Annotated in this window: 22 protein-coding genes; 8 read left to right on the top strand and 14 right to left on the bottom strand. The window is 43.3% G+C overall.

The genetic code is table 11. The annotated features are described in order from the left end of the window. The first annotated feature begins 48 nt into the window (after window positions 1-48). Complete coding sequence (locus IQO02_RS21355) at window positions 49-831, top strand: peptidoglycan binding protein CsiV (protein ID WP_016768551.1); 783 nt, start codon at window positions 49-51, stop codon at window positions 829-831. 186 nt (window positions 832-1,017) lie between these two features. Next, window positions 1,018-1,563: a GNAT family N-acetyltransferase gene (locus IQO02_RS21350; RefSeq protein WP_016768550.1), complete on the top strand. Its 546-nt coding sequence runs from the start codon at window positions 1,018-1,020 to the stop codon at window positions 1,561-1,563. 129 nt (window positions 1,564-1,692) lie between these two features. Here IQO02_RS21350 and IQO02_RS21345 read toward each other — a convergent pair whose 3' ends face one another. The 7 genes from IQO02_RS21345 to hinT all read right to left on the bottom strand — a co-directional run bounded on the left by IQO02_RS21345 (window position 1,693) and on the right by hinT (window position 8,191). Further along, on the bottom strand, window positions 1,693-2,982 hold the full coding sequence (locus IQO02_RS21345) for an NAD(P)/FAD-dependent oxidoreductase (protein ID WP_010439890.1): 1,290 nt from the start codon (window positions 2,980-2,982) through the stop codon (window positions 1,693-1,695). Between the two features lie 484 nt (window positions 2,983-3,466). Then, complete coding sequence (gene ycfP, locus IQO02_RS21340) at window positions 3,467-4,006, bottom strand: alpha/beta hydrolase YcfP (protein WP_010439888.1); 540 nt, start codon at window positions 4,004-4,006, stop codon at window positions 3,467-3,469. A gap of 109 nt (window positions 4,007-4,115) precedes the next feature. Beyond that, window positions 4,116-4,970, bottom strand: coding sequence for a phosphotransferase (locus tag IQO02_RS21335; protein ID WP_010439886.1), 855 nt, complete (start codon window positions 4,968-4,970; stop codon window positions 4,116-4,118). 170 nt (window positions 4,971-5,140) lie between these two features. Then, on the bottom strand, window positions 5,141-5,731 hold the full coding sequence (lpoB, locus tag IQO02_RS21330; RefSeq protein ID WP_010439883.1) for a penicillin-binding protein activator LpoB: 591 nt from the start codon (window positions 5,729-5,731) through the stop codon (window positions 5,141-5,143). A gap of 92 nt (window positions 5,732-5,823) precedes the next feature. After that, entirely contained in the window at window positions 5,824-6,207 is a 384-nt protein-coding gene (locus IQO02_RS21325) for a YcfL family protein (RefSeq protein ID WP_010439879.1), read from the bottom strand. Next, window positions 6,207-7,598: a COG3014 family protein gene (locus tag IQO02_RS21320; RefSeq protein ID WP_102282590.1), complete on the bottom strand. Its 1,392-nt coding sequence runs from the start codon at window positions 7,596-7,598 to the stop codon at window positions 6,207-6,209. The genes IQO02_RS21325 and IQO02_RS21320 overlap by 1 nt, the downstream gene beginning before the upstream one ends. A gap of 242 nt (window positions 7,599-7,840) precedes the next feature. Then, window positions 7,841-8,191, bottom strand: coding sequence for a purine nucleoside phosphoramidase (gene hinT, locus IQO02_RS21315; protein WP_010439874.1), 351 nt, complete (start codon window positions 8,189-8,191; stop codon window positions 7,841-7,843). A 276-nt stretch (window positions 8,192-8,467) separates the two neighbouring features. Here hinT and IQO02_RS21310 point away from each other — a divergent pair, with 276 nt between their 5' ends. Both IQO02_RS21310 and IQO02_RS21305 read left to right on the top strand, forming a co-directional pair. After that, complete coding sequence (locus IQO02_RS21310) at window positions 8,468-10,459, top strand: methyl-accepting chemotaxis protein (RefSeq protein WP_016784651.1); 1,992 nt, start codon at window positions 8,468-8,470, stop codon at window positions 10,457-10,459. Between the two features lie 196 nt (window positions 10,460-10,655). Beyond that, window positions 10,656-11,822, top strand: a complete 1,167-nt coding sequence (locus IQO02_RS21305; RefSeq protein WP_010439869.1) for a DUF1887 family protein — start codon at window positions 10,656-10,658, stop codon at window positions 11,820-11,822. Window positions 11,823-12,061: 239 nt separating this feature from the next. Here the strand turns inward: IQO02_RS21305 and udp are convergent, their stop codons facing one another. The 4 genes from udp to IQO02_RS21285 form a co-directional block, all read right to left on the bottom strand. Next, complete coding sequence (gene udp / locus IQO02_RS21300; protein ID WP_004736272.1) at window positions 12,062-12,820, bottom strand: uridine phosphorylase; 759 nt, start codon at window positions 12,818-12,820, stop codon at window positions 12,062-12,064. A 301-nt stretch (window positions 12,821-13,121) separates the two neighbouring features. Next, window positions 13,122-15,473 carry a zinc/cadmium/mercury/lead-transporting ATPase gene (locus IQO02_RS21295; RefSeq protein ID WP_102282591.1) on the bottom strand — a complete coding sequence of 784 codons (2,352 nt, stop codon included), beginning with the start codon at window positions 15,471-15,473 and terminating at the stop codon, window positions 13,122-13,124. A gap of 169 nt (window positions 15,474-15,642) precedes the next feature. Next, window positions 15,643-17,106: an MATE family efflux transporter gene (locus tag IQO02_RS21290; RefSeq protein ID WP_010439856.1), complete on the bottom strand. Its 1,464-nt coding sequence runs from the start codon at window positions 17,104-17,106 to the stop codon at window positions 15,643-15,645. 198 nt (window positions 17,107-17,304) lie between these two features. Next, window positions 17,305-17,721, bottom strand: coding sequence for a CBS domain-containing protein (locus IQO02_RS21285; RefSeq protein WP_010439854.1), 417 nt, complete (start codon window positions 17,719-17,721; stop codon window positions 17,305-17,307). Between the two features lie 302 nt (window positions 17,722-18,023). Here IQO02_RS21285 and IQO02_RS21280 point away from each other — a divergent pair, with 302 nt between their 5' ends. Then, a complete protein-coding gene (locus IQO02_RS21280; protein ID WP_010439851.1) occupies window positions 18,024-18,257 on the top strand; it encodes a hypothetical protein in 234 nt (77 codons plus the stop codon). Window positions 18,258-18,423: 166 nt separating this feature from the next. Next, window positions 18,424-18,720 carry a hypothetical protein gene (locus IQO02_RS21275; protein ID WP_010439849.1) on the top strand — a complete coding sequence of 99 codons (297 nt, stop codon included), beginning with the start codon at window positions 18,424-18,426 and terminating at the stop codon, window positions 18,718-18,720. Between the two features lie 124 nt (window positions 18,721-18,844). On the opposite strand, the gene IQO02_RS21270 is transcribed toward IQO02_RS21275, so the two are convergent. After that, window positions 18,845-19,801 carry a glycosyl transferase family protein gene (locus tag IQO02_RS21270; protein WP_022570806.1) on the bottom strand — a complete coding sequence of 319 codons (957 nt, stop codon included), beginning with the start codon at window positions 19,799-19,801 and terminating at the stop codon, window positions 18,845-18,847. Between the two features lie 239 nt (window positions 19,802-20,040). On the opposite strand from IQO02_RS21270, the gene IQO02_RS21265 reads away from it, so the two are divergent. Beyond that, window positions 20,041-20,649 carry a TetR/AcrR family transcriptional regulator gene (locus IQO02_RS21265; RefSeq protein WP_016768545.1) on the top strand — a complete coding sequence of 203 codons (609 nt, stop codon included), beginning with the start codon at window positions 20,041-20,043 and terminating at the stop codon, window positions 20,647-20,649. A gap of 123 nt (window positions 20,650-20,772) precedes the next feature. Beyond that, window positions 20,773-21,267 carry a peptidylprolyl isomerase gene (locus IQO02_RS21260; protein WP_102282592.1) on the top strand — a complete coding sequence of 165 codons (495 nt, stop codon included), beginning with the start codon at window positions 20,773-20,775 and terminating at the stop codon, window positions 21,265-21,267. Between the two features lie 250 nt (window positions 21,268-21,517). On the opposite strand, the gene IQO02_RS21255 is transcribed toward IQO02_RS21260, so the two are convergent. Together IQO02_RS21255 and IQO02_RS21250 are read right to left on the bottom strand one after the other, a co-directional pair. After that, window positions 21,518-22,384: a DMT family transporter gene (locus IQO02_RS21255; protein ID WP_016788961.1), complete on the bottom strand. Its 867-nt coding sequence runs from the start codon at window positions 22,382-22,384 to the stop codon at window positions 21,518-21,520. Window positions 22,385-22,494: 110 nt separating this feature from the next. Next, the gene (locus IQO02_RS21250; protein WP_010439838.1) at window positions 22,495-23,592 is read right to left on the bottom strand and encodes an alkene reductase; all 1,098 of its coding nucleotides are present in this window, start codon (window positions 23,590-23,592) and stop codon (window positions 22,495-22,497) included.

The raw sequence follows: 23,592 nt of genomic DNA, 5'->3' as shown, positions 1-23,592 counted from the left end.
CACATATAAATTATCCAGCCGACAGATCGGTTGGAAGACGGAGTAAAAATGAAAAGACTGATCCCACTGCTACTATTGTTCGTCTCATTGCCAAGTTTGGCTCAGAGACAATTTGATATAGAAGTGATCATTTTTAAGCGCGCAGTTGATGCAGAGAAAGTGAACGAATCTTGGCCAAATACACAGCCTAAAATTTCACTTGAGCGCGTTGGTTCATTTCAAGACACCCAGTATCGAGCAAAGAAAGGTGTACAAATGCTTCCTTACTCGGAATATAAACTAACGCCTCAGAAAGACAAACTGCGTAAACACGCGGGGTTTGAAGTTCTAATGCATACGGCTTGGCGTCAAGGTGACCAAGGTAAGAGCTCTGCACCTGTTTTCCACATTCAAGCAGGTAAAGATTTTTCTAAAGAATTTAATGTCGATGGTTCTGAAAAAGGTGCGGTTACAACCACCACAGCTACCACGACAGGTGCTGATGGCTTCCAAGAAGAGACTATTGATAAGCCACTATACGAATTAGACGGCAAGCTACAAATCTACGTTCAGCATTACCTATACGCTGAAACGACATTGGATTTAAAAGCACCAAGTGTTCGTGAAGTGACTCTACAAGAACAACAAATCGAACTAGACTCACCAGTAAGCGGCGCAGAAAGCAATGTTCAAGTCGGTAACCTTACGGAGGTTTCACCTACCGTTGAAGTAGAAGAATTCCTCAAAAGCTACCGTATGGACCAAAAACGTCGTATGCGCAGTACTGAAACTCACTACCTAGACCATCCGCTTTTAGGTATGGTGATCCAAGTTCGCCGCGTAGCGCAGTAAGCTAATTGGCTTTGCCTAGAGGGCTATTTGATTCTTAGCGCTTTAGCTTGAGTTCTTGGGCCTAGCTAAATAGCTATCAAATAACGCTCCAACTATACATAAATAACAATTCAAGACGCCCTCCATTGCGAGGGCGTCTTGTTAAGTACTTTACTTTATAAGTACTCTCTTTATTTGGTACTTCTTATGAGCCCTGATTTTCAAATCAATACACAACGTCTCAATCTCAAGATAATTGAAGCTTGTGATGCTCCAGAGTTTGCTCAATTGGTTCAATCATCTCCAAGCTTGTTTCCTTGGGTTGATTGGTGTCATGACACGTTTTCTATCGTAGAAGCCGAAAAATTCATTTTGGCGACTCGTTTAAACTGGGTTAAAGCCGATGCGTTTGGCTTTGGTATTTTCGAACGCAGCAGCGGAAAACTGGTCGGTATGGTGGCCATCAACGAGCTCTACCATACCTTTAATATGGCGAGTTTGGGTTACTGGGTTGGCGATCAATTTCAAAGAAAAGGGTTCGCCAAAGAAGCGATGCAGGCATTATTTGAGTTTTGCTTTGCTCAACTGAAATTAACACGATTAGAGATTGTATGTGATACAGAAAACCTACCAAGTCAAAAACTGATCGAGAAATGCGGTGCTGAGCGAGAAACGATTGCCAAGAATCGATTTGTCTTTAACGGCAAACCAAAAGATGGTGTGGTTTACTCAGTATTACCGCCAACTGCTTAACTGCGGCTTTACTGCTTTAAAAGATGATAAGCCGTTCAATTTTCAGATATGACGGTACACACAATTAAAAAAGAGCTCCGAAGAGCTCTTTTTTATTATCAACGTAATGCCTTTAACAAGCTTACCTGATTAGTGAAGTTTCAGATTTGGACGAAGCACACGGTTAATACGACCAACCAACATCATTAGCGATGTTTTTATTAGTCCATGCAGTGCCATTTGGTGCATTCGGTACAAAGAGATGTAGACGATACGAGCGATACGGCCTTCAACCATCATAGAGCCTTTAGTAAGGTTACCCATCAGGCTACCGACTGTTGAGAAACGGCTTAATGAAACCAATGAGCCTTTATCTTTGTATACGTAATCTTTCAGGTCACGACCATTCATCTTAGCAATGATGTTAGTGAATGCGCAGCTTGCCATTTGGTGAGCGGCTTGTGCACGAGGTGGAACAAATGAACCATCCGCCTGCGTACATTGCGCCAAATCGCCGATAGCAAAGATGTTGTCATCAAGCGTGGTTTGCAGCGTGTTTTTAACAACCAGTTGATTAATTCGGTTAGTCTCAAGACCGCCAATATCTTTCATGAAATCTGGTGCTTTGATACCTGCGGCCCATACCATGATTTGTGCCGGAATCTTATCGCCGTCTTTGGTAGTTAAGCCTTCAGAATCCGCTTGCGTCACCATGGTGTTGGTACGCACGTTTACACCAAGCTTAGTTAGCTCAGAGTGTGCTGCACTCGAAATACGAGGAGGTAGAGCTGGAAGGATACGCTCTCCCGCTTCAACAAGGTTTACGTTCAGCTTGCTTGAATCTAAGTCACCAAAGCCGTAAGTACGAAGTTCTTTCACTGCATTATGTAGCTCTGCAGAAAGCTCAACACCCGTTGCACCAGCACCAACAATCGCGATATCTACCGTGCCTTGACCGTTCTTAGCGTGCAGCTTTAAAAACTGGTTATTCATTTCGGTACGGAAACGGTGCGCTTGTTCTGGGCTATCAAGGAAAATACAGTTATCACGAACGCCAGGAGTGTTGAAATCGTTTGACGTTGAACCCAAAGCCATCACTAGAATATCGTATTCAAGTTCGCGGCTTGGCATAAGCAGTTCACCGTGATCATCTGTTAGCTCGCTCAGTGCAATCACTTTGCGCTCACGATCGATGTTGTTCAAGCTGCCCATTTGAAAATCGAAGTAATGGTTTTTTGCATGCGCACGATAGCTCAATGCATCAACACCTTCATCCAATGAACCCGTTGCTACTTCATGAAGTAATGGTTTCCATAGGTGACTCGCTTTACGGTCTACCAGAGTAATCTGGGCACGTTTTTTACGACCTAAAGTGCGGCCTAGCTTGGTTGCTAGTTCTAAACCACCAGCACCGCCGCCTACTACGATAATTTTTGTCACAATGACAATCCTCTACAAAATGAATAAATGGGGTTCGGCTCGATTACTCCAACCGATAAATTCTATGTATCTACTCGCCTGCGCTCAAAGGCTATGGCTTATCTAATAATTGCGAAAACGAATAACAGCAACTCACGAGTAGTTAGAGGGATACGAACAACAAACTCAGGTTTGAAGTCCTGTTTACATGGATAAAAGGTGACTACCTGAGAGGTAGAACACAAATAATGGGCAAGTTTTATCACTCGCTCTCAATTTTTCTTGATATTTATCAAAATATTTTGCTTCAGAACATTATATATAGCAAAAAGATGACCGCAACAAAAATCCTTATCCTTAATGAGGATTCGGCACGAATTAGTTAACGATTGCGCAAACTCGTCGATAAACCATATACAACAGATTTATCAATATCACCCCAACAGTTTCAGATGTAAAAAAGCAGCACTCATGGGTGCTGCTTTTATAAAATAAAACGAAGTAATTAGGCGTTTTTGAAGGCTTTCATTGCTTGAAGGTGTTGAGAGATTTTTTTGAACTTATGGTTCTCTTTCTCATCCCAGATAATGTCGTAGTAATCTTCGAGCGCCGCTTCGGTTTTAGTATTATCGTGAATTTCATCTTCACGAGATAGCACCACTAAACAGCGCCCTTTATTTTTCATACGATATTGCGCGACGCACTTAGTTGCGATGTCTTCATACTCTTCTGGACGGTCAATTCGACCAACCATATTGTTCTCAGGTTGCAGGTTAGGGTTAAACACCACCTGCTTAATGCCGCACAAAAAACCAATTCGTTCAGACCAAAAACCACCTAAACCGACGCCACAGATAATAGGATGCGGATCATCTGATTGTTCAATCACTTTATGCACTTCTTTGAGAAGATGTTGCATATCGTGTTTGGGGTGCAAAGTACTGTAGTTAATGAAACGAACGTCATCATCAATGAATTGCAACTGCAGTATTTTTTCGTGATTGCCAGGGCTTGTAGAATCGAAGCCGTGCAGGTAAATAATCATTTGTACCTCCTCCGTTGAATGCTGGTACGCTTAGATAAATCTAACATGAAAAATAAGGTTTTAAAGGGAAGAGCCCCGAAATTATATATTTCACTTCCTAAACGTGATCCTAACTACAGAAAGTGCAGCTGAGTGCCTCTGCTTCGCGCAAGTAACTTTCATCGCCCCACAGTTGGTGAGCCAGTAAGTACCATAACATCGCCATCATTCTACTTCTTGGTAACCATGCTTCTACACCGTCTAGCCATGGTTGAACATCATGGATCCCTCTTAGTTGACAGTACTTGTTAACGGCTTCAATCACCGGGACATCCGCAACCGCAATGGTTAACGTAAGATCAAGCCTTGGGTCAGCTAACGAGGCATATTCCCAATCAATGATCTTAATCCCATCACTGTTTCGCACTAGGTTGTATCCACCTAAATCAAAATGACACAAAGATAAGTCGACATGTGGAATACTCGGAGCAATACGCCATTGTTGATAAATTTGAGTGTAAACGTCAGTCTTGTGAATAGCATCTAGCTGGAGCCAATAATGATCGACTCGCGAAGTAAAACTAAATGGTTGGAGGGGTAATCGCTTGGTGTTAACTAAATGTACTGAGAGCAACGTTTTCAATAATTCATCAAGATCTAAACCTTCGTAGAGCGTATCGCCAGCAATCCACTCGACCAATAACCCACTCTCATTAATGACGATAGGGCTTGGCCCTATACCAAGGCGTTCAATAGTTGAGAGCACTTGATACTCTTCATGACGAGAAATGAAAAACGCTTTGGTGATCGGTGTGATTGGACGCCATACATACTCAGTACCCCCTGCTGAAACCAATTTCCAACAACGATTAGTCAAACCGCCAGTCAAAGTCTGTGCTCTAATGGGAGGTTCAGAGAAGTGGCTATCAAGCGAACTCAAACTGGTATCAAGAAGTTTAGCTTCAGACCAAGAAAAAATTGCCATTGCTCATCCCTATAACGTATTAATTTCCATATAAAAAAAGACACTAACCAAAAGCCAGTGTCTTTTTACTAACAGCGTATAACACACTGAATTGGCATGTGACCAAGCTATGTGCAGCCAAGATTAGACGCTATCAATACTGGCTGCGTTTGGTTGGCGAGTAAGCGAAATTAAAGACCCAATAGGCTCTTAGATTGTTGCTTACGGATTTCAGTCTCGTCAGCCCATTCAATCAGGCCAGACTCAAGATCCATTAGACGCATTGTCATTTTGTAGTATACGTCTTCATCGCTACCCGCTTTCTTAACGATACTTGATAGATTGCCATACAACATGTATTGAGCACCTACCATTTTACCGAACTGGATCGCTGAGCTTTGATTTACAAGCTCATCATTGTTTTGGAAGTTCAGTTGATCTCGAACCGATTCTACGCGGTCCATATCAACAAAACGGAACTTACCAGAGTTCAGCATCTTAGTACTGATAGTGTCAGTGATTGACTCAGTATCGATGTGCTCACTTGTTTTGTTCTTAATACGCTCTACGAACACGATTGGACGCTGCTCACTAGTAATGTAAGACACTGAACCTGAAGCCATCATGCTATCAACCATCTCACCAGCAATCGTTTGAAGATCAGTTGAACCGAAATCGATTGTCGTGGTTTCTACAGCTTGTGCATCACCGTAGCTTACCTTGTTCGAACAACCGCCTAAAATAACCGCTAAACCTAGTAGCGCAATGACACTCTTTTTCATTTTCTTTCCTCAATTTATCACTGAATGGGGCATCACCCTCACTCTTAAATACTTACATAGGCAAATCAATCGATCCGCTTCTTAAATCTGAGTTACTGCTCTCGGAACTGAACTCGGAACTGAGTTGCGCTCGGGTTTACCGACACTTCCGACAACGAAATACTTTCAAAACCACGAACAATTGCTTGCTTCCAAGGACCTTGTTTTAAATTGACCTCAAGACCAGCATCGTCGTACCAGTAGAAACGATAAAGGATATTTTGATCGCCTTTATAGTTACTATTCAAACGAACAATTCCTCTAGTATGACCATCGATTTGATCAGTACGGATATCTTCAACCAATAAACGGCTACCCAATACCTTGTCACCAAAGAAAACGTTCTGAGTCAGGCTATCAACTCTTACGCCAGCTGTATTATCAGCACACCCAGCCAGAGCCATAACCGCTGCGAAGCTCACTAACCACTTTTTCATTACAGCCTCCCTAGCTGTTTATGCCACATTGTTGCGTTGTTCCCTTGTCGAGAAATCCAAACCAAGGTGGTCTGCCCTTCTCGTATATCGAAATCATACGTTTTAGCGCCTGCTTCTAACGTATATTGACCACTATTTGCTACAAACGTGCTGCTCTTAATCTCGGCAGGTAATGATTGCCAACTGCGCGTGTCTGGTTGCTCAGTAAAGGTGTTCCACACATTAAACAGAATGTTACCTACATCGTTACCTTGAGTGGTTTCTTTACGGATGCGATCTTTTGCCACAACACGCAGCGCTTGGCGAATAACGATACTCGTCACTCGTTCAGACAAATCATTCTGAGCCATCGCGTTCACGTCAGTAATTAAGCTTTCAGACAAAGGCTGCCCATTGATTCTTAAAGCAGAAAAACGTTCGACGTTTTGGTTTGGATAGTATGGCAGCGCCAAAGAGTATATTGCTCCCTGATCACGACTGTCATAAATAGGTAAATCTAGTCGCCAACTATCCATCGCTTGCACTGCGCTTTGCTCTTGAAGCACAATCACTCGCCCTTGTCCGTTACCAAGCTTCGACGATTGCTTATAGCGCTTTTCTAGCGTTGCTAAATCTTGTCGCATTCCTAAACGAGCGGCTGTCGACATTGTTCTATCGATAATTTCTTGGTTTTCTGGCATCACGGCCAGAGCACGTCGATAGTCAACGTAGGCACTGTTTAAATCATTTGATGCTTCATAAAGCAGCCCAGACAAAAACATCAAATAGGCATTTTGTACCGATTGCAGCTTTTTACCCGCATCAGGGTAATTCGCAAGAATGCTGCCTACATTGGCTGATAAACCTTGAGACTTGGCATCACTCGCTGCTCTTTCTAACTCAGCTTCACGTTGTTTCTTTGCTTGTTCTTGTACTTGGTTGGCGCGACGCATTTCTATCACCGCACCTTCTAAATCGTTTTTCTTCAAGTAATTTAAGCCGAGATAAAGATGAAGAAAACCCAATTCATAATCTGGCGGGACATACTCGGTAATATTGTCATTCACAGCCAATGCACCAACGCTGGTCGCACTGTCTGAGATTGAGATCACGGCTTTGCTTTGTTGATCTCTTACTGCCTGGTCGGCCAACTCAAACGAAGACTTACTCTCCGGATACTTTTGATCAAGCAGGTTAATTCTACCCCTTTCAAAATTATCAAGAATGTCTCCTGCTGCGTAATCTGGTAACTCTTGTTGAGCCTCTGAATAATCTCCAGACTTCACTGCTTGGTATATCTCTTTGTTTTGAGCGCTATAATGGCTGAACAGACTTCCTGCCGACATACTCGCGCATCCCGCAGTCAACGCCGATAGCAGGGCAATGGAAGCGAATCTAAACTGTTGCTTCACTTAACGTCTCCGTGCATGTTTAAAATGCCAACTTCTATACGATTAAGGCGAATCAATACTCTCAAAATAAATACGTTGAAAAGTGTCGCCTCGCCTAATTGATGCCGTTATTCAGACAACAGATGAAGTTTAAAGTTGGCATATAACCTACAATTTATCCAACAAGCCAATCATTTAACTGGCTAAGCATTCAGCGACATGTTCACTAAACCAACTGATTACTTAACCAACTAATTGTTCAACTAGCTAATCAATAGCGGTCCAAGCGGGCGACCACCAACCAAGTGCATGTGGATATGGTATACCTCTTGGCCACCGTGAGAGTTACAGTTTACGATAAGACGATAGCCATCTTCTGCGATGCCTTCTTCTTTTGCTAACTTACGAGCCACGGTAAACATGCGCCCCATCATGGCTTCATCTTCCACTTCAACATCATTCGTTGTCGGAATCAGCTTGTTAGGGATAATTAGAATATGACTTGGTGCGCGAGGGTTAATATCGCGAAACGCCGTTACTAAGTCGTCTTGATATAGTAGATCTGCAGGGATTTCTTTATTAATGATCTTACTAAAGATGGTTTCTTCAGCCATGTTTTTCTCCGATAAAACATTGAGTTTTTAATGTTTTGAGTATGCGCTATGCCGCAACAAACCACAATAAATCCTCTTTAAAGCATAATAAAAAACACCGTTCAAATCAAAGAAAACGAGCCTTACCTCTCAAGAATGGCATGTTGGTTATAAGTAAGGGTTATTTTTGACGTGTGCGTCATAAAATGCGTAAGTCGAGCTCAATAGAATGCTGATAATTTTGTTAGTTTTACTTTGACCTGACATTAGGTCTGCATTTTATTTAGGGAGAAAGCCATGAAGGGATCTGTGATCAAGCGTATGTACGCTGGTTTCGCACTGATCATCATCATGTTCGCAGTCACGATAACCATCATGATGAACAGCATGAATCAGATACATAGCAATTTTGAGAGTGTCTCAGAAACCTCACTACCACTTGTTGCGCTTTCAAATCAAACAAGTGTTCAACTACTTTCTGCTGATAAGTCATTCAAGGACTTCCTAACCACACAAAACGCTGAGCGTATGTCTGCAATGCGTACAGAGTTTGCCTCATCACAAAACTCTTTTTCTGAAGTGCTTGGAAGCTTGGAAACCGCGAGTCAAAACAACACTACACTTGTTGAACGTATTGCCCAGTTAAGAGCGATGGAACAGCGTTACTTCGCCGAAGCCGATGAAGCGATGAACAACTACGTGGCAATGTTCGAAGCACAAGAACAAGTACAAAAAGCATCACGTGATTTTCAACGTCTACACTCCGAATTGACTGTAGGTATGAAAGAGTACGTTGCTGACCAAAAAAGCATTTCTGTAAAAGTAATGGCGAAAAGCTACTTCATTAAACTGCAAGACGCTGAGGTGATTACTTCAGATGCGCTAGCTAGTTCTGATGTGGCATTTGTGCAAAAAGCCGTTAACCAAAACAAAAAGGCCGTTACTCACCTTAACTACGCTTATCGCGGGCTATCAACGCAATTACCTGCACTTAAAAATGTCTTCGATGAGTCAGTTCAAAAATTCACAAAAGACGTCGGTCAAAAAGGCGGTGTCTTAGACAAGCACAACAACTACTTACAGGCGAAACAAGCGTTATACGTCAACATTGCCAACTTAGCCGTTGAAGTAGACCAAGCCATGGCCGTACTTGATTCATTCAATGTAACCGCAGAAGAACAACTCAACTCTTCATTGGCAGACGCGAGCAGCATTTACGACAAGGGTTTGTTCAATGCCATCGCAATCGGCGTTGTGGTGACGCTGTTTGCTGCAGCGATTGGATACCATATTGCCAACAGTGTAAGAGAGCCATTAACACGCATTCTGAAAACACTTGAAGGCTTAACTGAAGGTGATATGACGCAACGCATCGATATTCGTTATAACAACGAGTTCAGTCGTGTAAGTGGCCACATAAACACCCTAGCCGACAACCTTCACAATATCTTAGTTAAGTTGAATGATGCTTCAGATGACCTAACTAAAACGGCAAGCGTGAACCAAAAAACCTCATCAGAGACTCAGGCTCAATTGAACAGCCAGCGCGAGCAAACAGCGACAGTCGCGACGGCAATGACAGAAATGTCTCACTCGGTACAAGAGGTAGCGAACAGCGCGCAAAGTTCATTGACTATGGTTCAACAAGTGGAATCGGCTTCTGAGTCTGGTCGCCAGATCATGAACACCAATATCAGCACTATCAATCAACTTGAATCACGTCTTACTGAATCGGTCAGCGCGGTGGGCGAACTTCAACAAATGAGTAGCCAAATTGGATCGATTCTTGATGTCATCCGCGGCATTGCTGAACAAACCAATCTACTTGCATTGAATGCAGCGATTGAAGCAGCACGCGCCGGCGAACAAGGTCGAGGCTTTGCAGTCGTTGCCGATGAAGTTCGAGTGCTGGCGCAAAAGACCACACAATCGACCTCGGAAATCGAGACGATGATCAGCAATCTGCAATCAAGCTCGAAAACAGCAAGCAATGTGATTGAAAGCTGCATGAGTGATATGGACATGTCGGTTGAACAAGCTTCAAGTGCCAACAGTGCGATGGAAGAGATCCAAGCATTGATTCTAGAGATTAGCCACATGAGTACACACATATCTCAAGCAGCCGCTGAGCAAAGTGAAACATCTGGCGATATCGCACGTAACATCGAAGACATCAACCATATCGCTGATGCAAGTTACCAAGCAATGTCGTCGATTGCAGAAGCCAGCCAAAACCTAACAGTACTTGCGAATCAGCAAGGCGATTTAGTTCATCAGTTCAAACTATAGGTAACCAAAGAATCTATAGATATGAACCTAAAATGTTGGGATATCTAACTCAATAGTGATAACTAATTGAACAAGGGCAACTTTTATCAAGGGTTGCCCTTGTTTTTTATGAGCTTTGTCATTATATGATTATTAAGGCTTGCTGTTTTCCGTTTATCTTTCACCTTTATGAGCGAGCCGCTAATAAGGAATTTATATGGCTGTTCATGTTGGCATTATCGATCAAGACCCCATTCGCTTGCTCACCCCACTACTTGATAACCGAACGATCAGTACTCACATCGTGTTTATCGGAGACAAGAATCAAGTCAGTATGTACAAACGTTTAGAAAGCGTTTTACAAAAACGCGACATTACCAGTGAGTTTTTCGAAATTCCTACCCTCGTAAATACATCCGCAATTAAAGAGTCTATCCAAAACCTTGCTGAAGACCTCAAAGCTCGTGGAGAAGAAGTGAAACTCAACGCAAGTTGTGGTCTTCGTCACCGCCTACTTTCTGTCTACGAAGTATTTCGTACTTACCACTGGCCAATCTTTGTTGTTGAACCAAACAGTGACAAGCTGTGCTGGCTTTATCCGAATGGCAAAGAAGACGCACAAGTACAAGACCGTATTACCATCGACGACTACCTAACGGTGTTCGGTGCTCGTGGTGAATTCAGCGATGTACAGCTGTCTCCTCAACTTGATCAGAAGCTTTATGAACTGGGCGAACGCTGGGCAAGTAATGCACTAGAACTCGGCCCTGGCCTCGCTACATTGAACTACCTTGCAACGACTTGCCGTAAAGAACAGAGGCTTGATGTTGGGTTGTCTGAGAAGCAACAAGGTTATCGCGAGCTAAACATGCTGTTAAGTGATTTGGTGGAAGCTAAAATTGCCACTTATGATAATGGTATTTTGACGTTCGCCAATGAAGATGCACGACGCTTCTCTAATGGCGAATGGCTAGAGACTTTGGTTCACAGTACCGTTAAGCAAATCCAAGATGACATGCCAACCATTCAAGATCGCTCTTTAAATGTTCAGGTATACCGCCAATTAGGTGAACGCGAGGTGCGTAACGAGCTTGATGTTGCTTCTGTAGTGAACAATAAGCTGCACATCATCGAGTGTAAGACCAAAGGTATGCGTGATGATGGCGATGATACCTTGTACAAACTGGAATCGCTTAGAGACCTTCTGGGTGGCCTACAAGCACGTGCAATGTTAGTGAGTTTCCGACCTCTTCGTCATAACGACATCACACGAGCAGAAGATCTTGGCCTTGCATTGATTGGCCCTGACGAATTAAAAGATCTTAAAACACACCTAGCGGCATGGTTTACCGCCGCCGGTGGTGATGAAGATTTAGAGTGCTAAAAATAAATAGACTCTTGAGAGCTGAACGCTATTAAGTAAATCTAAAAAGGCGAATGACTATTGAGTCACTCGCCTTTTTTTCTCCAGCTATTCGTCTGTTTTGCTCTATTTTCATCTTTCAACTATCTATGCCTTTAATTTCTTTGCCTCATAAAAAATGGCCGCATCATTCGATGCGGCCATTTTTAAATCTTGGAAACAGACTTAAAGCACTTTAAGACTAAAAGTATTTTTACAACTTAAAGCATTTTACGTGCAGCTTCTACAACCACTTTGATTGAACGAGCTTCTGTTACTTTTAGCGTTTCGTGATCAGGCGTCTCTTTTTGAGTACGGTTGATGATTACACCAGCAACACAACCGGCTTTCAGACCAGAACTTGCACACATAGTTAATAGCGTTGCAGATTCCATTTCGAAGTTTAAAACGCCCATATCTTGCCATTCTTGCATAGAACCTTGGAAACGCTTAACAACGCGACCAGAGAACGTGTCGTAACGCTCTTGACCAGGATAGAACGTATCGCTTGATGCCGTTACACCCATGTGAACTGTTGCACCTGATTCGTCAACTGCCGCTTTCATTGCTGTTGCTACTTCGAAGTCAGCTACCGCTGGGAACTCCATTGGCGCAAAGTGCAGGCTAGCACCGTCTAAACGAACAGAACCTGTAGAAACGATCATGTCACCCACGTTTACATGTGGCTGGATAGCACCAGTAGTACCAACACGAAGGAAAGTACGAACACCAAGTTGAGCAAGCTCTTCAACAGCAATAGAAGTAGATGGGCCGCCGATACCTGTTGAACATACAACAACTGGCTTACCGTCTAGCTCTGCGCGATAAAGCGTATATTCACGATGGCTAGCAAGAAATACTGGATTCTCCATCTCTTCTGCGATTTTTTGTACACGAGCAGGATCACCAGGGATGATCGCAAGAGTAGCACCGTTAAGATCTGCTTCAGTAACACCTAAATGGAAAACAGCTTGAGACATAGTTCGCTCCTTTTGGCTTATTGGGCTTTGTTAACCCTTATTTAAGCTCATAGTAAATTCGTGGGGTACACACACACTCTAACCAAGCCTATAACAAAATGAAGTGACACAGGTCACACCAATGATCGCAACAAGATTTCAAGTTTCACGAAAAACCGATTGGCATCACAAAAATAAGCAATCCATACGCCTATGTTGCATACTAATGAGACAAAAAGCGCCTTTAACGTATTACCGCTAAAGACGCTTTTTATAGTAGCTGCTTGTTATTTGTAGAGCGAGCTATATCTGGGAGCTGAACCTAATCTGCTTTAGATTTGAATCGAAGAAGACGCAAAGCATTCAATGTCACCAGTGCCGTCGCACCACTATCGGCTAACACCGCAACCCACAAACCGGTAATACCGAGTAAACTCGTCACCAAGAAAACACCTTTCAAACCGAGTGCAAGTGCTACGTTTTGACGGATATTATTCATGGTCGCTTGCGACAGTTCAATCATCGCAGGGAGTTCCGTTAAGCGATTGTGAGTCAGTGCAGAGTCAGCCGTTTCCAACGCCACATCCGTACCACCACCCATTGCAATACCTATGTTAGCGGTTTTCATCGCTGGTGCATCATTGATACCATCTCCAACCATTGCGACATGCGACTGTTGAGATAACTCTTCAACGTAAGTCACTTTATCGCTTGGAAGTAGACTTGCCTTATATTGCATACCAATCTTGCTGCTGATCGCTGCTGCACTGCGCGGGTTATCACCAGTAAGCATGATAGATTGAATTCCCAAGTCATTGAGTCGTTCAATCGCAAGCTTAGCGTCACTACGTAACGTGTCTTGCCAAGCAATCAGACCAATCACAGTCGCAGCTTGCTCGATTGATTCTTCTTGATCTTTAAGCTCAAGAGCAACCACAACCGTCTTGCCCTCGCCTTCTAATGCCTCAACCTGAGAAACAACATCGGCACCAAGATCGAACGTCACCTTAGAAGGCGATAAAACCTGATACTTAATTCCATCGACATCACCTTCGACGCCACTGCCGATCAATGCTTTCTTATTATGCGATTCTGGGATCTCAACATTCAGTTCTTTTACTTTCGCCACTAGCGATTGCGCCAATGGATGCGTAGAGCCAACTTCAATAGCACCAACTACACGTAGCATTGCATCTTGCTGCCAACCTGATAGAGCCTGAATATCCGTAACCTGAGGCTTACCTTCCGTCAAAGTACCCGTCTTGTCGAATGCAATGGTTTGGATTTTTCCAAGCTGTTCTAGCGCAGCGCCACCTTTGATTAAAGCACCACGCTTTGCTGCTGCTGCTAAACCAGAGGTAATCGCTGCTGGCGTTGAGATAACCAAAGCACAAGGGCACGCAATCAATAGTAAGGCCAAACCACGATATACCCATGTTTCCCAAGGTTGGGAAAACAACAACGGTGGCGTAATAATCACTAACAATGCAACCAACATCATTAACGGTGTGTACCAACGGCTGAATTTATCGAGGAAGCGTTCTAGAGGTGCTTTACGGGATTCCGCCTCTTCAATAAGATGGAGGATTCGGTCAATCGCATTTTCACCCTGTTTAGACGTTATCGTAATGCGCACAACTTTATCGACAACCACGGCGCCCGCCATGATGCTGTTACCTTCGATATGTTCAACAGGAACAGACTCACCGGTTAACGCACTTTCATCAAAACTCGCCGCGTCGGTAATCAGTTGACCATCAGCAGGCAAACGAGAGCCAGCTGCTACTTCAATCACATCGCCAGGAACAAGATCGCTCACCGCCACTTCAACACGTTCACCGTTAATAATCTTGGTCGCATTCTCTGGCACCAATGCCATAAGGGCTTGAACACCACTTCTTGCTCGCGATGAAGCGAAAGCTTCCAAGCGCTCACCAATCAAAAACAACAAGAGAACCATCGCCGCTTCCGCGGTTTCACCAAGGTACAAAGCGCCCAGAGCTGCGACACTCATTAGGGTCTCAATCGCAAAAGGTGTTCCGGAACGTGCCAATTGAACGGCTTTTTTAGCCACCGGATATAACCCGAGTAAGCAAGTTACGGTAAACAAACCTTCACTTAGTTGAGGAGAAGTACTTTTCAGAAGTGCAGCGAACAACATTGCAGCTGCAATCGCTATAATCTGTAAATTAGGTTGGATATGGGCTTGCCAAAAAGTCTCAGGTTGTTGTTTTTCTTTCTTAGAACCGACTTCCGTAAGAGGGAAACCCGTTTTGATAGAGACCTGTTCAATGGTATCAGCAAGACTTTCATCGTCGAATTTAACCACCAGTTTTTCGGTAGCGAATAGCACTTTAGCTTCAATAACACCTTTGATGTTACTGACCGCTTTTTCTATTTTTCGAGCACAAGCTGGACAGTCCATTCCCGAGACTAGCCAACTTTTTGAAAATTGGGCGTTAAGAGGTTCAGTTAAGGGCAGCCGGTCTTCTTCTCCACTGTCTGAACCACAACAACCATCTGCTGGGGCAGAAGCCGTCGCAGAACTACAGCATGTTGATGAAGAGCTTGAGGCTGTAATGCTGGTAATTTTCGGACTAGAACAGGTCGCCCCAGTCGCTTGCGATTGAACGTCCACTTTTGTTGAGCGGCACGCTGCATGTTTTGCGCACATAATCTATCTCCTTAATACTCAAAAGCCTTGAGGTTTTAGCTAACCAATGACGGTAACAAAACCTTAAGTTCTTTAGAATTATAAACCTTGGAGCTAACTCCAAGGTCAAGAAGAAGTTATCAGGCAATTCAATTTTTTCTAAAAACCTTATTCGAATACGACAGGATTATCAGCGTTGCTTAAGTTCTACGCACTCTTCTCTATTCGCAGACACATCATCAATCAGAACGGCATCATGAGAACAAAAAGGCTGCGTATTCAAACTCACGATAGATACGTCTTCTTCGCCATGATCAACTTCAGAGCCTTGCATCAACTCAGCGATATGATAACGAAGCACCAAAATCCCCAACAGTCCAAACAAGACATTACCTAAAGCTTGTCCATACAACACACCCAACGCGCCATACCACTGCGAACCCAAGTATACGAACGGCAAAGTGCCCAAAGTCGCTTTACCCAGGTTGAGAGCCGTAGAATACAAAGGTTTCCCGAGGTTATTAAAAGACGTATTTGCGACAAATAACGCACCGTTAAAAGTAAAAGTCAAAGCAACATAAGTACAAAAAGCCGCAACAATTATGGCAGCATCACCTTGGAGGCTAAAGCCTTGAATCACGAGATCTTGTAAGAAATACAGCAAAATACAGACTGCGATGGTGTAAGCCGTGGTAACCAGCAGAGAATTGTTCAAGGTTTCTTTAACTCTATCCATACGCTCAGCGCCAAAGTTCTGACCAATGATTGGCCCCACAGCACCAGATAACGCGAAGATCACAGCGAAACACACCGGCGTCAAACGACCAATAACAGCAAAGCCAGCAACGAAATCCTCGCCATATTGGGCGATACCTGTGGTCACTATCGCATTGCCAATCGGCGTTGCCGTATTGGTGATAATAGCGGGAATGGCAATAGCAAGAATAGGACGAAGGTTAATACGCCATTGCAACAAAGAAGGAGGAGCAACAAGTTGATGGCTACGTATTAAAGGATAAAGCGAGAAAAACAACACCGAAAAGCGAGCAAAAACAGAAGCGATAGCCGCCCCTTCAATGTTCCAACCAAAACCAAAGATAAAGAGTGGATCCAATATCGCATTAACGATACCGCCTGATAACGTTGCCCACATTGAACGCTTTGCATCACCTGCTGCTCTTAAACCTGCACCTGCCGCCATTGCCAGCGCTAGAAATGGGCCACTGGGTAATAGAATTTGTAGATAAGCTTGGGCACGTTCGGCCGCTACCCCTTTCGCACCAATCGCGGCCAGTAATTCAGGAATATAAGTAAACATCACCACGGTAATTGTCGAGCTAATAACAAACGCGGTTAACATGATACTGGTACTGAGGTTTCGAGCTTGCTCCTTATCTTTGGAACCAATTGCTTTTGAAACCAGAGCGCCCATCGCAATGGAGGTGCCTATCGAGACAGAAGTCGAAAAGAACGTCAATGTCCCAGCAAAACCCACCGCAGCTGCTAGTTCAACTTGTCCCAACATACTAATGAACAACATATCAAGTAAATCGACGACAAATAAGGCCATCAAACCTACAGAGCCTGCTCCCGACATCACCAATATATGGCGCATCGTTGAACCTTCTACAAACTTTGCAGTTTGATTTGACATGAAACCTCCAAAAACTGAAATATCACAAGCTAAAGCTCGACAAACTTTAGATCTTTTAAACGATCGACTAAGAGAGCTCCTACAAACTAAAACCTTATAAAGACAAGCTTCATGCAAAACGTTCGACAAAGAAAAAGGCGCCAAAGCGCCTTTTCTAATTATAGGATATTAAGAAGAATAATCGTTCTCAACACGCTACTATACCTGATGTTTGAAGCATTCATCCAAGTTCTTACCAATTGCTCTTAAAACATCGGTTCTGGTGATAATACCTACTAGCTTTTTGTTATCGAGTACCGGGTAAGCTTTTGGCTTCCCGACTTGCATCATATCCGCCAATTCAATAATGGATAGGTCTGGCGATACCGAGAGTACCTCTTGGTACATACAATCACCGACAATGTGTGTGTCTTGGCAGAAATAGCTCACCTTAACTAATTTCTCTAATAAATCTTGTTCAGAAAGGAAGCCAATAACTTGCTCATTCTCATCAATTACTGGACCGCCCATGTGGTGGCTACGCATTACTCTGTCTAACGCTAGACTTAACGGCATATCAGGAGTGAATGTCACAACCTGCGGCGTCATGTAATCTTTCACTTTTATTGAATGCATTGTGCTCTCCCTAAATACTTTTCGTTATGTCTTTTTCTATCTTGTTAAGTTAATTGTTGTCTAAAATCTTGATTTTACTAAATGGATTTCAACAATTTTATTGATAGGTAAAACCTACTAAGACGAAAAAACAAGGTCACAAAAGGCTTGTGAGCATTTTCCCACCGTCAAAAAAATAAAAAATAGAGCTCTTACAAAGCCTTACTTTTCCTTTCTTAGGCTTACTTAGCCGCGCTAGCTTGGGCAAATAAACCCTGTAATCTTCACCATACAAAAAATGAAGAGTCAGATTCAGGTAACTTATGCAACACGACAACAACATGTACGCGTACATTTATTCAGGTAGTGACGGGACAGAGAACACTCTCGTCGCCATTGTTGATAACGAAGAGAAACCTCTGATATCAAGCTGTGTGAACGAAATCAAACGCATGTCGACTCTAGCGATTAATCTGGCTGCCAAGCACAACCTGAAAGTCAAGCTTGTTAAATATCATAGAGAACAAGAGATCGATTTCGGCTTATTCATGAAATAGCTAACTTATCACTCGCAAACATTGTTAACGACACACAAATACCGTATTTTGTGACAGCCTTTCGAGTAGGTAATCGCACTAATAATGCTTGCCTATTGTCTCCAATAAGCGATAGACCTAGATGAACAAACCTCATATCGCTTTTATTGCCTAAATACGGTCAACTATGATTTCGCTACGTTCACCTCAAACCTACCTATCTGGCCATTTATCTGAGCTAAAAAGCTACTTTAGCGAGCTATTGGATTTCCAATCGCGTATCTGGGTTGTGCACATCTTTGAAGACTCAATTACCGATCAATCGTTTGTAATTAATGAAGATGGTTTTAAAGAACCGTTAGAGTGGATGAAGAAGAAAGCATATACAGCGGCAATGTTAGAACGTGTCGAAAAAATGAAAGTCTCACAAATTATCGAGATCCAATTTGAAGATAAAATGCATCGACTGATGCGAGTGAAGTAGCCTTTATATTATTTACTCAATCTATATCATTTTACCATCAGTCGAAACGAACATTAATAAAGTTCAGGGAGAAAAAAGGCCAGCAATCGCTGACCTTCTCTCATTTCATGCTCTTCACTATCGGCTAGCGAGCACAATACGCTTCCCATAAACGCAGAGCCTTTGCATAAGCTTCAGCCTTGTCGTGCGTTTCTGCAAATAAAATCGCCGTCATGCTGTCAACGACACTATTCGCCATCAACTCCATCTCATCTTCCGGCGTGCCTAATACACACTCCTTAGGAAGAGGAAGTGCCGGGTTCATGGTTCCTTCCCAGTAGAATGACTCTACTTTTTCAGGAGAACTCATCCACACGGTTTGGCTCACTTTCGGGTTGTATTCCGACTCACCATTCATACCTTTAAATGAAATCACTGAGTGGGACTTGTTACCAATGACATGCTCAACTTCCGCATGCAATTGTGGGAAACCTGGGTGGAAACTACCACGTAAGCCCAAGCGTCCACCACCAGGGTTTAATGCTCGAACCACAGTATTAATCGGGGTACGTAAACCGTAACGATGCTTCCAGCCAATCATAGTCTGAGCTTCTGGAGCAAAATTCGCCAAAGGTAAATAGGCAATACCGTCTTCTTCAAGGATCTGTTTCGCATCTTGAGGGTCTACAGCGCGGCGAACACCCACAAGGTCTAAATGAGTCTCTGCGTGCGTGCGACCACTTGGCTTATCCATATAGCCATGCATCAACACTTTGTAGCCGTCGTCTGCTAATATTTTTGCTGCAAGCAAGTTCCACGGTTTACCACTCGCCGTATCATTGCGTTTTCCGGCATAACACGGCCAATCAATATCTGCGCCCAAATCCGGCACTCGAGATTGAAACGCTTTTACAAAGCCTGCAATTTCTTCATTAGTTTCATTCTGCACACGAATTAACATCAGTAGCATAGCCATTTGATCGTCTCCGACCTCACCGCTTAAATACTCATCCATGATGCGATAAGCTTGTTCGAACGACAAAGGCTTGCGCCCTCTTTCCCCTCGTCCAACAGTACGAATACACTCTAAAATACTACTCATTGACTATTAATTCTCTTCCGTAGATATCAATAAAATTTAATACGTCTCCGATTCTATGACACCCATAGCTCATTGCAAAGCGATTCAACCACTATCAACAACAGTGCAATTGATCCAAACCGGGGTAGCCATGTCTTACTGGAGTAACAAACCGGCAACTGACCAGCATTTTAAAAGTAAACTTATTGGTGTAAAATTGATAAATACAAAGCTAAACGTGACCTATTGAGTAGTGCCGAATGACTGTAAAAAAAACACTGAGCCAAAAGAAACGTGAATCGATCGTTGCTGCTGCTATCGCTGAATTTACCGAGCACGGCTATAAATCGACAAGCATGGACAAAATATCAAACCGTGCAGAAGTGTCTAAGCGCACTGTTTACAATCACTTTGCCAGTAAAGAGATGTTATTGGACGAAATACTCAACAGCATTTGGGCTAAAACACTCTCGGCGACCCATTTCCCATATCAGACCAATCTACCACTAATCGATCAACTAGAAGCTATCGCCAATCAAGAACTTGAGCTCCTTGAGTCAGAGGGCTTTATCGACTTGTCTCGTGTGTTGTTTTCTGAGTACTTTCACAATGCAGAGCTTGCACATCAAGCCATGGAAAAATACTCGCAAGCGGAAAGTGGCCTAACGCTCTGGATAAAAGCGGCTTTGGCCGACGGTCGTTTGATTGAATTAGATCCATTGTTTGCATCCACTCAGTTCATTGCTCTGCTTAAGTCGTTTGCCTTTTGGCCACAAATCATAGGTCATGCACCATCACCAGACGAGCAGCAAAAGCAAGTAATTGTTAATTCAAGTGTTGAGATGTTCCTCAAACAGTATCAGGCGTGATTTTGGCGATTATCTGGAATTCAACCACAACGAAACCATCACTGGTATCCATTTTTATTTTCCCTATACTTCAACCCACTTTCGTCATTACGACTCAGTAAAACTTCAACTTTAGGTAGCACTATGATTACTTTCACCACCAACTTTGGCGATATCGAGATTGAACTGAACCTTGAAAAAGCGCCAGTAACGTCGAAAAACTTCCTTAAGTATTGCCAGGATGGCTTTTATGAAGGCACTACATTTCACCGTGTTATCGACGGTTTCATGATCCAAGGTGGCGGACACACGCTCGACATGACAGAAAAACCAACACGAGCACCGATTGTCAACGAAGCTAATCGCGGATTGAAAAATGTGATTGGTTCGATAGCAATGGCTCGTACTGACGCACCGCATTCAGCGACAGCGCAATTCTTTATCAACCTTGATGACAATGACTTCTTAGATCATACCTCAACAACCAATGCTGGTTGGGGCTACGCGGTGTTTGGTAAAGTATCGGCAGGTATGGATATCGTAAACAAAATTGCTGCAGCGCCAACGACCACCCGCTGGGGACACGAAGATGTACCTTGCGAAGATATTGTGATCACCAAGGTCACTATAAACGGTTAAATCACACTCTCAGCTGGCGACTAAAATAATTTTTGTCCAAACGAATTTACGTAACCATGATGTTTGGCGAAGAAACTGAAATGGGCAACCAAGATATAATTGTCAAATTATTATTAGAATACCACTCCAAGTAAATGGTAGTCAGTGGACATTTTACCTAAATAGAAAAACGTTGTTGATGCTAATTGCATCTATATTAGTTACGATGAAAAAAGCAGAAACAAAGCCCTTGCTTCAGCTGCGAGGGTTTTTATTTTCTTCTCGACCATTTGATATAACAGAAAAGCGAGGCAATGATCACTGCCCCTCCGACTAATTTTTGCATCTCCACTGTTTCTTCCAACATACTCACACTCAACAACAACGTCCAAACTGGCTCAAGAATCATAATCAGCGCTGCCACTTCCATATTCACTGAATGTTGACCCACCGTTTGCAATAAGTAACGGATCGATGTTGCGACAACCGCAGAGACAATAAACCAGAAGATGAGCGTTTTGGTTATTTCAAACTCCGGCTGAGCCGTCATCGACGCAAACGCCATTCCACTGATACCCACCACAAAAAGCTGTACGCAAATCGAAGCAATTGGCTTGATGTTAGTGATAACACGCTTATTCATCACAAAATGGAAAGAGAGTAACATTGAAGCCAATAGGAAGTAGATCTGGCTTTGTTCAACGTGCCAACCGTTCGTTAAAGTCAGTAATAACATACCAATAATTGCAATTGGGAATGACATCCAGAAGGCGCGATTAGGCTTAACACGAAATATTATCCAAGAAACAAACGGTGCAATGATCATGGCCAAACTCATGATAAACGCCCCTTCAGATAAACTTTCGGTCACCGACACCGCAAACACCCACACTTGCAATGAAGCAGACAATAACAATCCAACACCACAGAGAGAGAGAATCTGCTTAAAAGAAAGCTTACGGATATGATGGATACAGAACGGTAATAAAATCAAGCTTGCGACAAAGAATCGCACACCAATGAACACAGGCCCAGGCATTTCCAATACCACCAGCTTAGATGCAATCCACCCAACTCCAGCCAGTAAAGTTGCACATAACAGGTAAAGCTCGCCGCGCATCGCTTTTACGTTCATCATTTTCATTCGATCCAATAACAAAAAAGCAACCCGACTCTGCAAGGTTGCTTTTTATAAACATTCAACAGGATCAAGATACTATCTCAATACTCTGCTTCAGACAGCTGTTTTTAACCTGCGTATTCTGGGTAATCGGTTAAGCCTTTTTCAGCACCGCCAAACAAGGTATTTGGATCGTGCAGAGCAAGCGGATGACCATTTTGAATACGAGCGGGTAAATCAGGGTTAGCAACAAATGGACGACCAAAACCAACCATATCGGTTACGCCTTCCGCGACCGCTTTTGCTCCGCGCTCACTGTCGTACTTACCAGCATAGATCAGTACACCGTCATAAGCTGCACGAACGGCGGCCTTAAATGCTTTTGGCGTTTCAGGCGCATCGTCCCAGTCTACTTCTGCGATGTGCAGGTAAACGATCTTGTATAGGTTTAAGTACGCAGCTGCCGCTGTGTAAGTTTCAACTGGCGTCGCGTCAACCGTACCATTTAGCGAAGTAAAAGGAGCAAGACGAACACCAACACGGTCAGCACCAATCGCTTCAACCATAGCTTCAACCACCTCACCTAAGAAACGTAGGCGGTTTTCAATTGAACCACCGTATTCATCGGTACGGTTGTTTGCTTCAGAATCAATAAATTGGTTAATCAGGTAGCCATTTGCCGCGTGAAGTTCAATGCCATCAAAGCCAGCTTCGATCGCATTAAGTGCAGCTTGGCGATACTGTTCAACCACTTCTTTGATGTCTTCTTTCGTCATCTCACGAGGTTCAACCACATCAACAAAGCCCGGTTCATCTGTACCGTTATCGATAAATACTTTTACATTTTCTGCTTTTAGTGCAGAAGATGAAATGGGTTGCTCACCGCCAATGTTGTCTGGGTGCGTAACACGGCCAACATGCCAAAGTTGTGCGAAGATAACACCGCCTTTTTCATGTACTGCATCGGTTACTTTTTTCCAACCAACGATCTGCTCGTCAGAGTAGATACCCGGTGTCCAAGCGTAACCTTGGCCCATAGGTGAAATTTGTGTACCTTCTGCCACAATCAAACCTGCAGAGGCGCGTTGAGCATAGTAAGCCGCCATCATTTCGTTTGCTGAATTACCAGGTTGCGTTGCACGAGAACGAGTCATCGGAGGCATAACAATACGGTTTTTTAGTTCGATGTTACCCAGTTGAATGGGTTGAAATAGTGCGTTTGTCAT

It is taken from the genome of Vibrio sp. OPT24 (genome assembly GCF_015163545.1).
Lineage (GTDB): Bacteria > Pseudomonadota > Gammaproteobacteria > Enterobacterales > Vibrionaceae > Vibrio > Vibrio cyclitrophicus.
The sequence above is the reverse complement of the archived record's forward strand: the minus strand, read 5'-3'. Positions and strand labels throughout refer to the sequence as shown.

Excerpts from the sequence above, each read along its gene's own strand:
- IQO02_RS21280 (WP_010439851.1), top strand. The coding sequence starts at position 18,024 with ATGCAACACGACAACAACATGTACGCGTACATTTATTCAGGTAGTGAC.
- IQO02_RS21250 (WP_010439838.1), bottom strand. The coding sequence starts at position 23,592 with ATGACAAACGCACTATTTCAACCCATTCAACTGGGTAACATCGAACTA.
- IQO02_RS21310 (WP_016784651.1), top strand. The coding sequence starts at position 8,468 with ATGAAGGGATCTGTGATCAAGCGTATGTACGCTGGTTTCGCACTGATC.
- IQO02_RS21350 (WP_016768550.1), top strand. The coding sequence starts at position 1,018 with ATGAGCCCTGATTTTCAAATCAATACACAACGTCTCAATCTCAAGATA.
- IQO02_RS21270 (WP_022570806.1), bottom strand. The coding sequence starts at position 19,801 with ATGAGTAGTATTTTAGAGTGTATTCGTACTGTTGGACGAGGGGAAAGA.
- IQO02_RS21275 (WP_010439849.1), top strand. The coding sequence starts at position 18,424 with ATGATTTCGCTACGTTCACCTCAAACCTACCTATCTGGCCATTTATCT.
- IQO02_RS21325 (WP_010439879.1), bottom strand. The coding sequence starts at position 6,207 with ATGAAAAAGTGGTTAGTGAGCTTCGCAGCGGTTATGGCTCTGGCTGGG.
- hinT (WP_010439874.1), bottom strand. The coding sequence starts at position 8,191 with ATGGCTGAAGAAACCATCTTTAGTAAGATCATTAATAAAGAAATCCCT.
- udp (WP_004736272.1), bottom strand. The coding sequence starts at position 12,820 with ATGTCTCAAGCTGTTTTCCATTTAGGTGTTACTGAAGCAGATCTTAAC.
- IQO02_RS21255 (WP_016788961.1), bottom strand. The coding sequence starts at position 22,384 with ATGATGAACGTAAAAGCGATGCGCGGCGAGCTTTACCTGTTATGTGCA.
- ycfP (WP_010439888.1), bottom strand. The coding sequence starts at position 4,006 with ATGATTATTTACCTGCACGGCTTCGATTCTACAAGCCCTGGCAATCAC.
- IQO02_RS21335 (WP_010439886.1), bottom strand. The coding sequence starts at position 4,970 with ATGGCAATTTTTTCTTGGTCTGAAGCTAAACTTCTTGATACCAGTTTG.
- IQO02_RS21265 (WP_016768545.1), top strand. The coding sequence starts at position 20,041 with ATGACTGTAAAAAAAACACTGAGCCAAAAGAAACGTGAATCGATCGTT.
- IQO02_RS21355 (WP_016768551.1), top strand. The coding sequence starts at position 49 with ATGAAAAGACTGATCCCACTGCTACTATTGTTCGTCTCATTGCCAAGT.
- IQO02_RS21295 (WP_102282591.1), bottom strand. The coding sequence starts at position 15,473 with ATGTGCGCAAAACATGCAGCGTGCCGCTCAACAAAAGTGGACGTTCAA.
- lpoB (WP_010439883.1), bottom strand. The coding sequence starts at position 5,731 with ATGAAAAAGAGTGTCATTGCGCTACTAGGTTTAGCGGTTATTTTAGGC.
- IQO02_RS21290 (WP_010439856.1), bottom strand. The coding sequence starts at position 17,106 with ATGTCAAATCAAACTGCAAAGTTTGTAGAAGGTTCAACGATGCGCCAT.
- IQO02_RS21260 (WP_102282592.1), top strand. The coding sequence starts at position 20,773 with ATGATTACTTTCACCACCAACTTTGGCGATATCGAGATTGAACTGAAC.
- IQO02_RS21305 (WP_010439869.1), top strand. The coding sequence starts at position 10,656 with ATGGCTGTTCATGTTGGCATTATCGATCAAGACCCCATTCGCTTGCTC.
- IQO02_RS21285 (WP_010439854.1), bottom strand. The coding sequence starts at position 17,721 with ATGCATTCAATAAAAGTGAAAGATTACATGACGCCGCAGGTTGTGACA.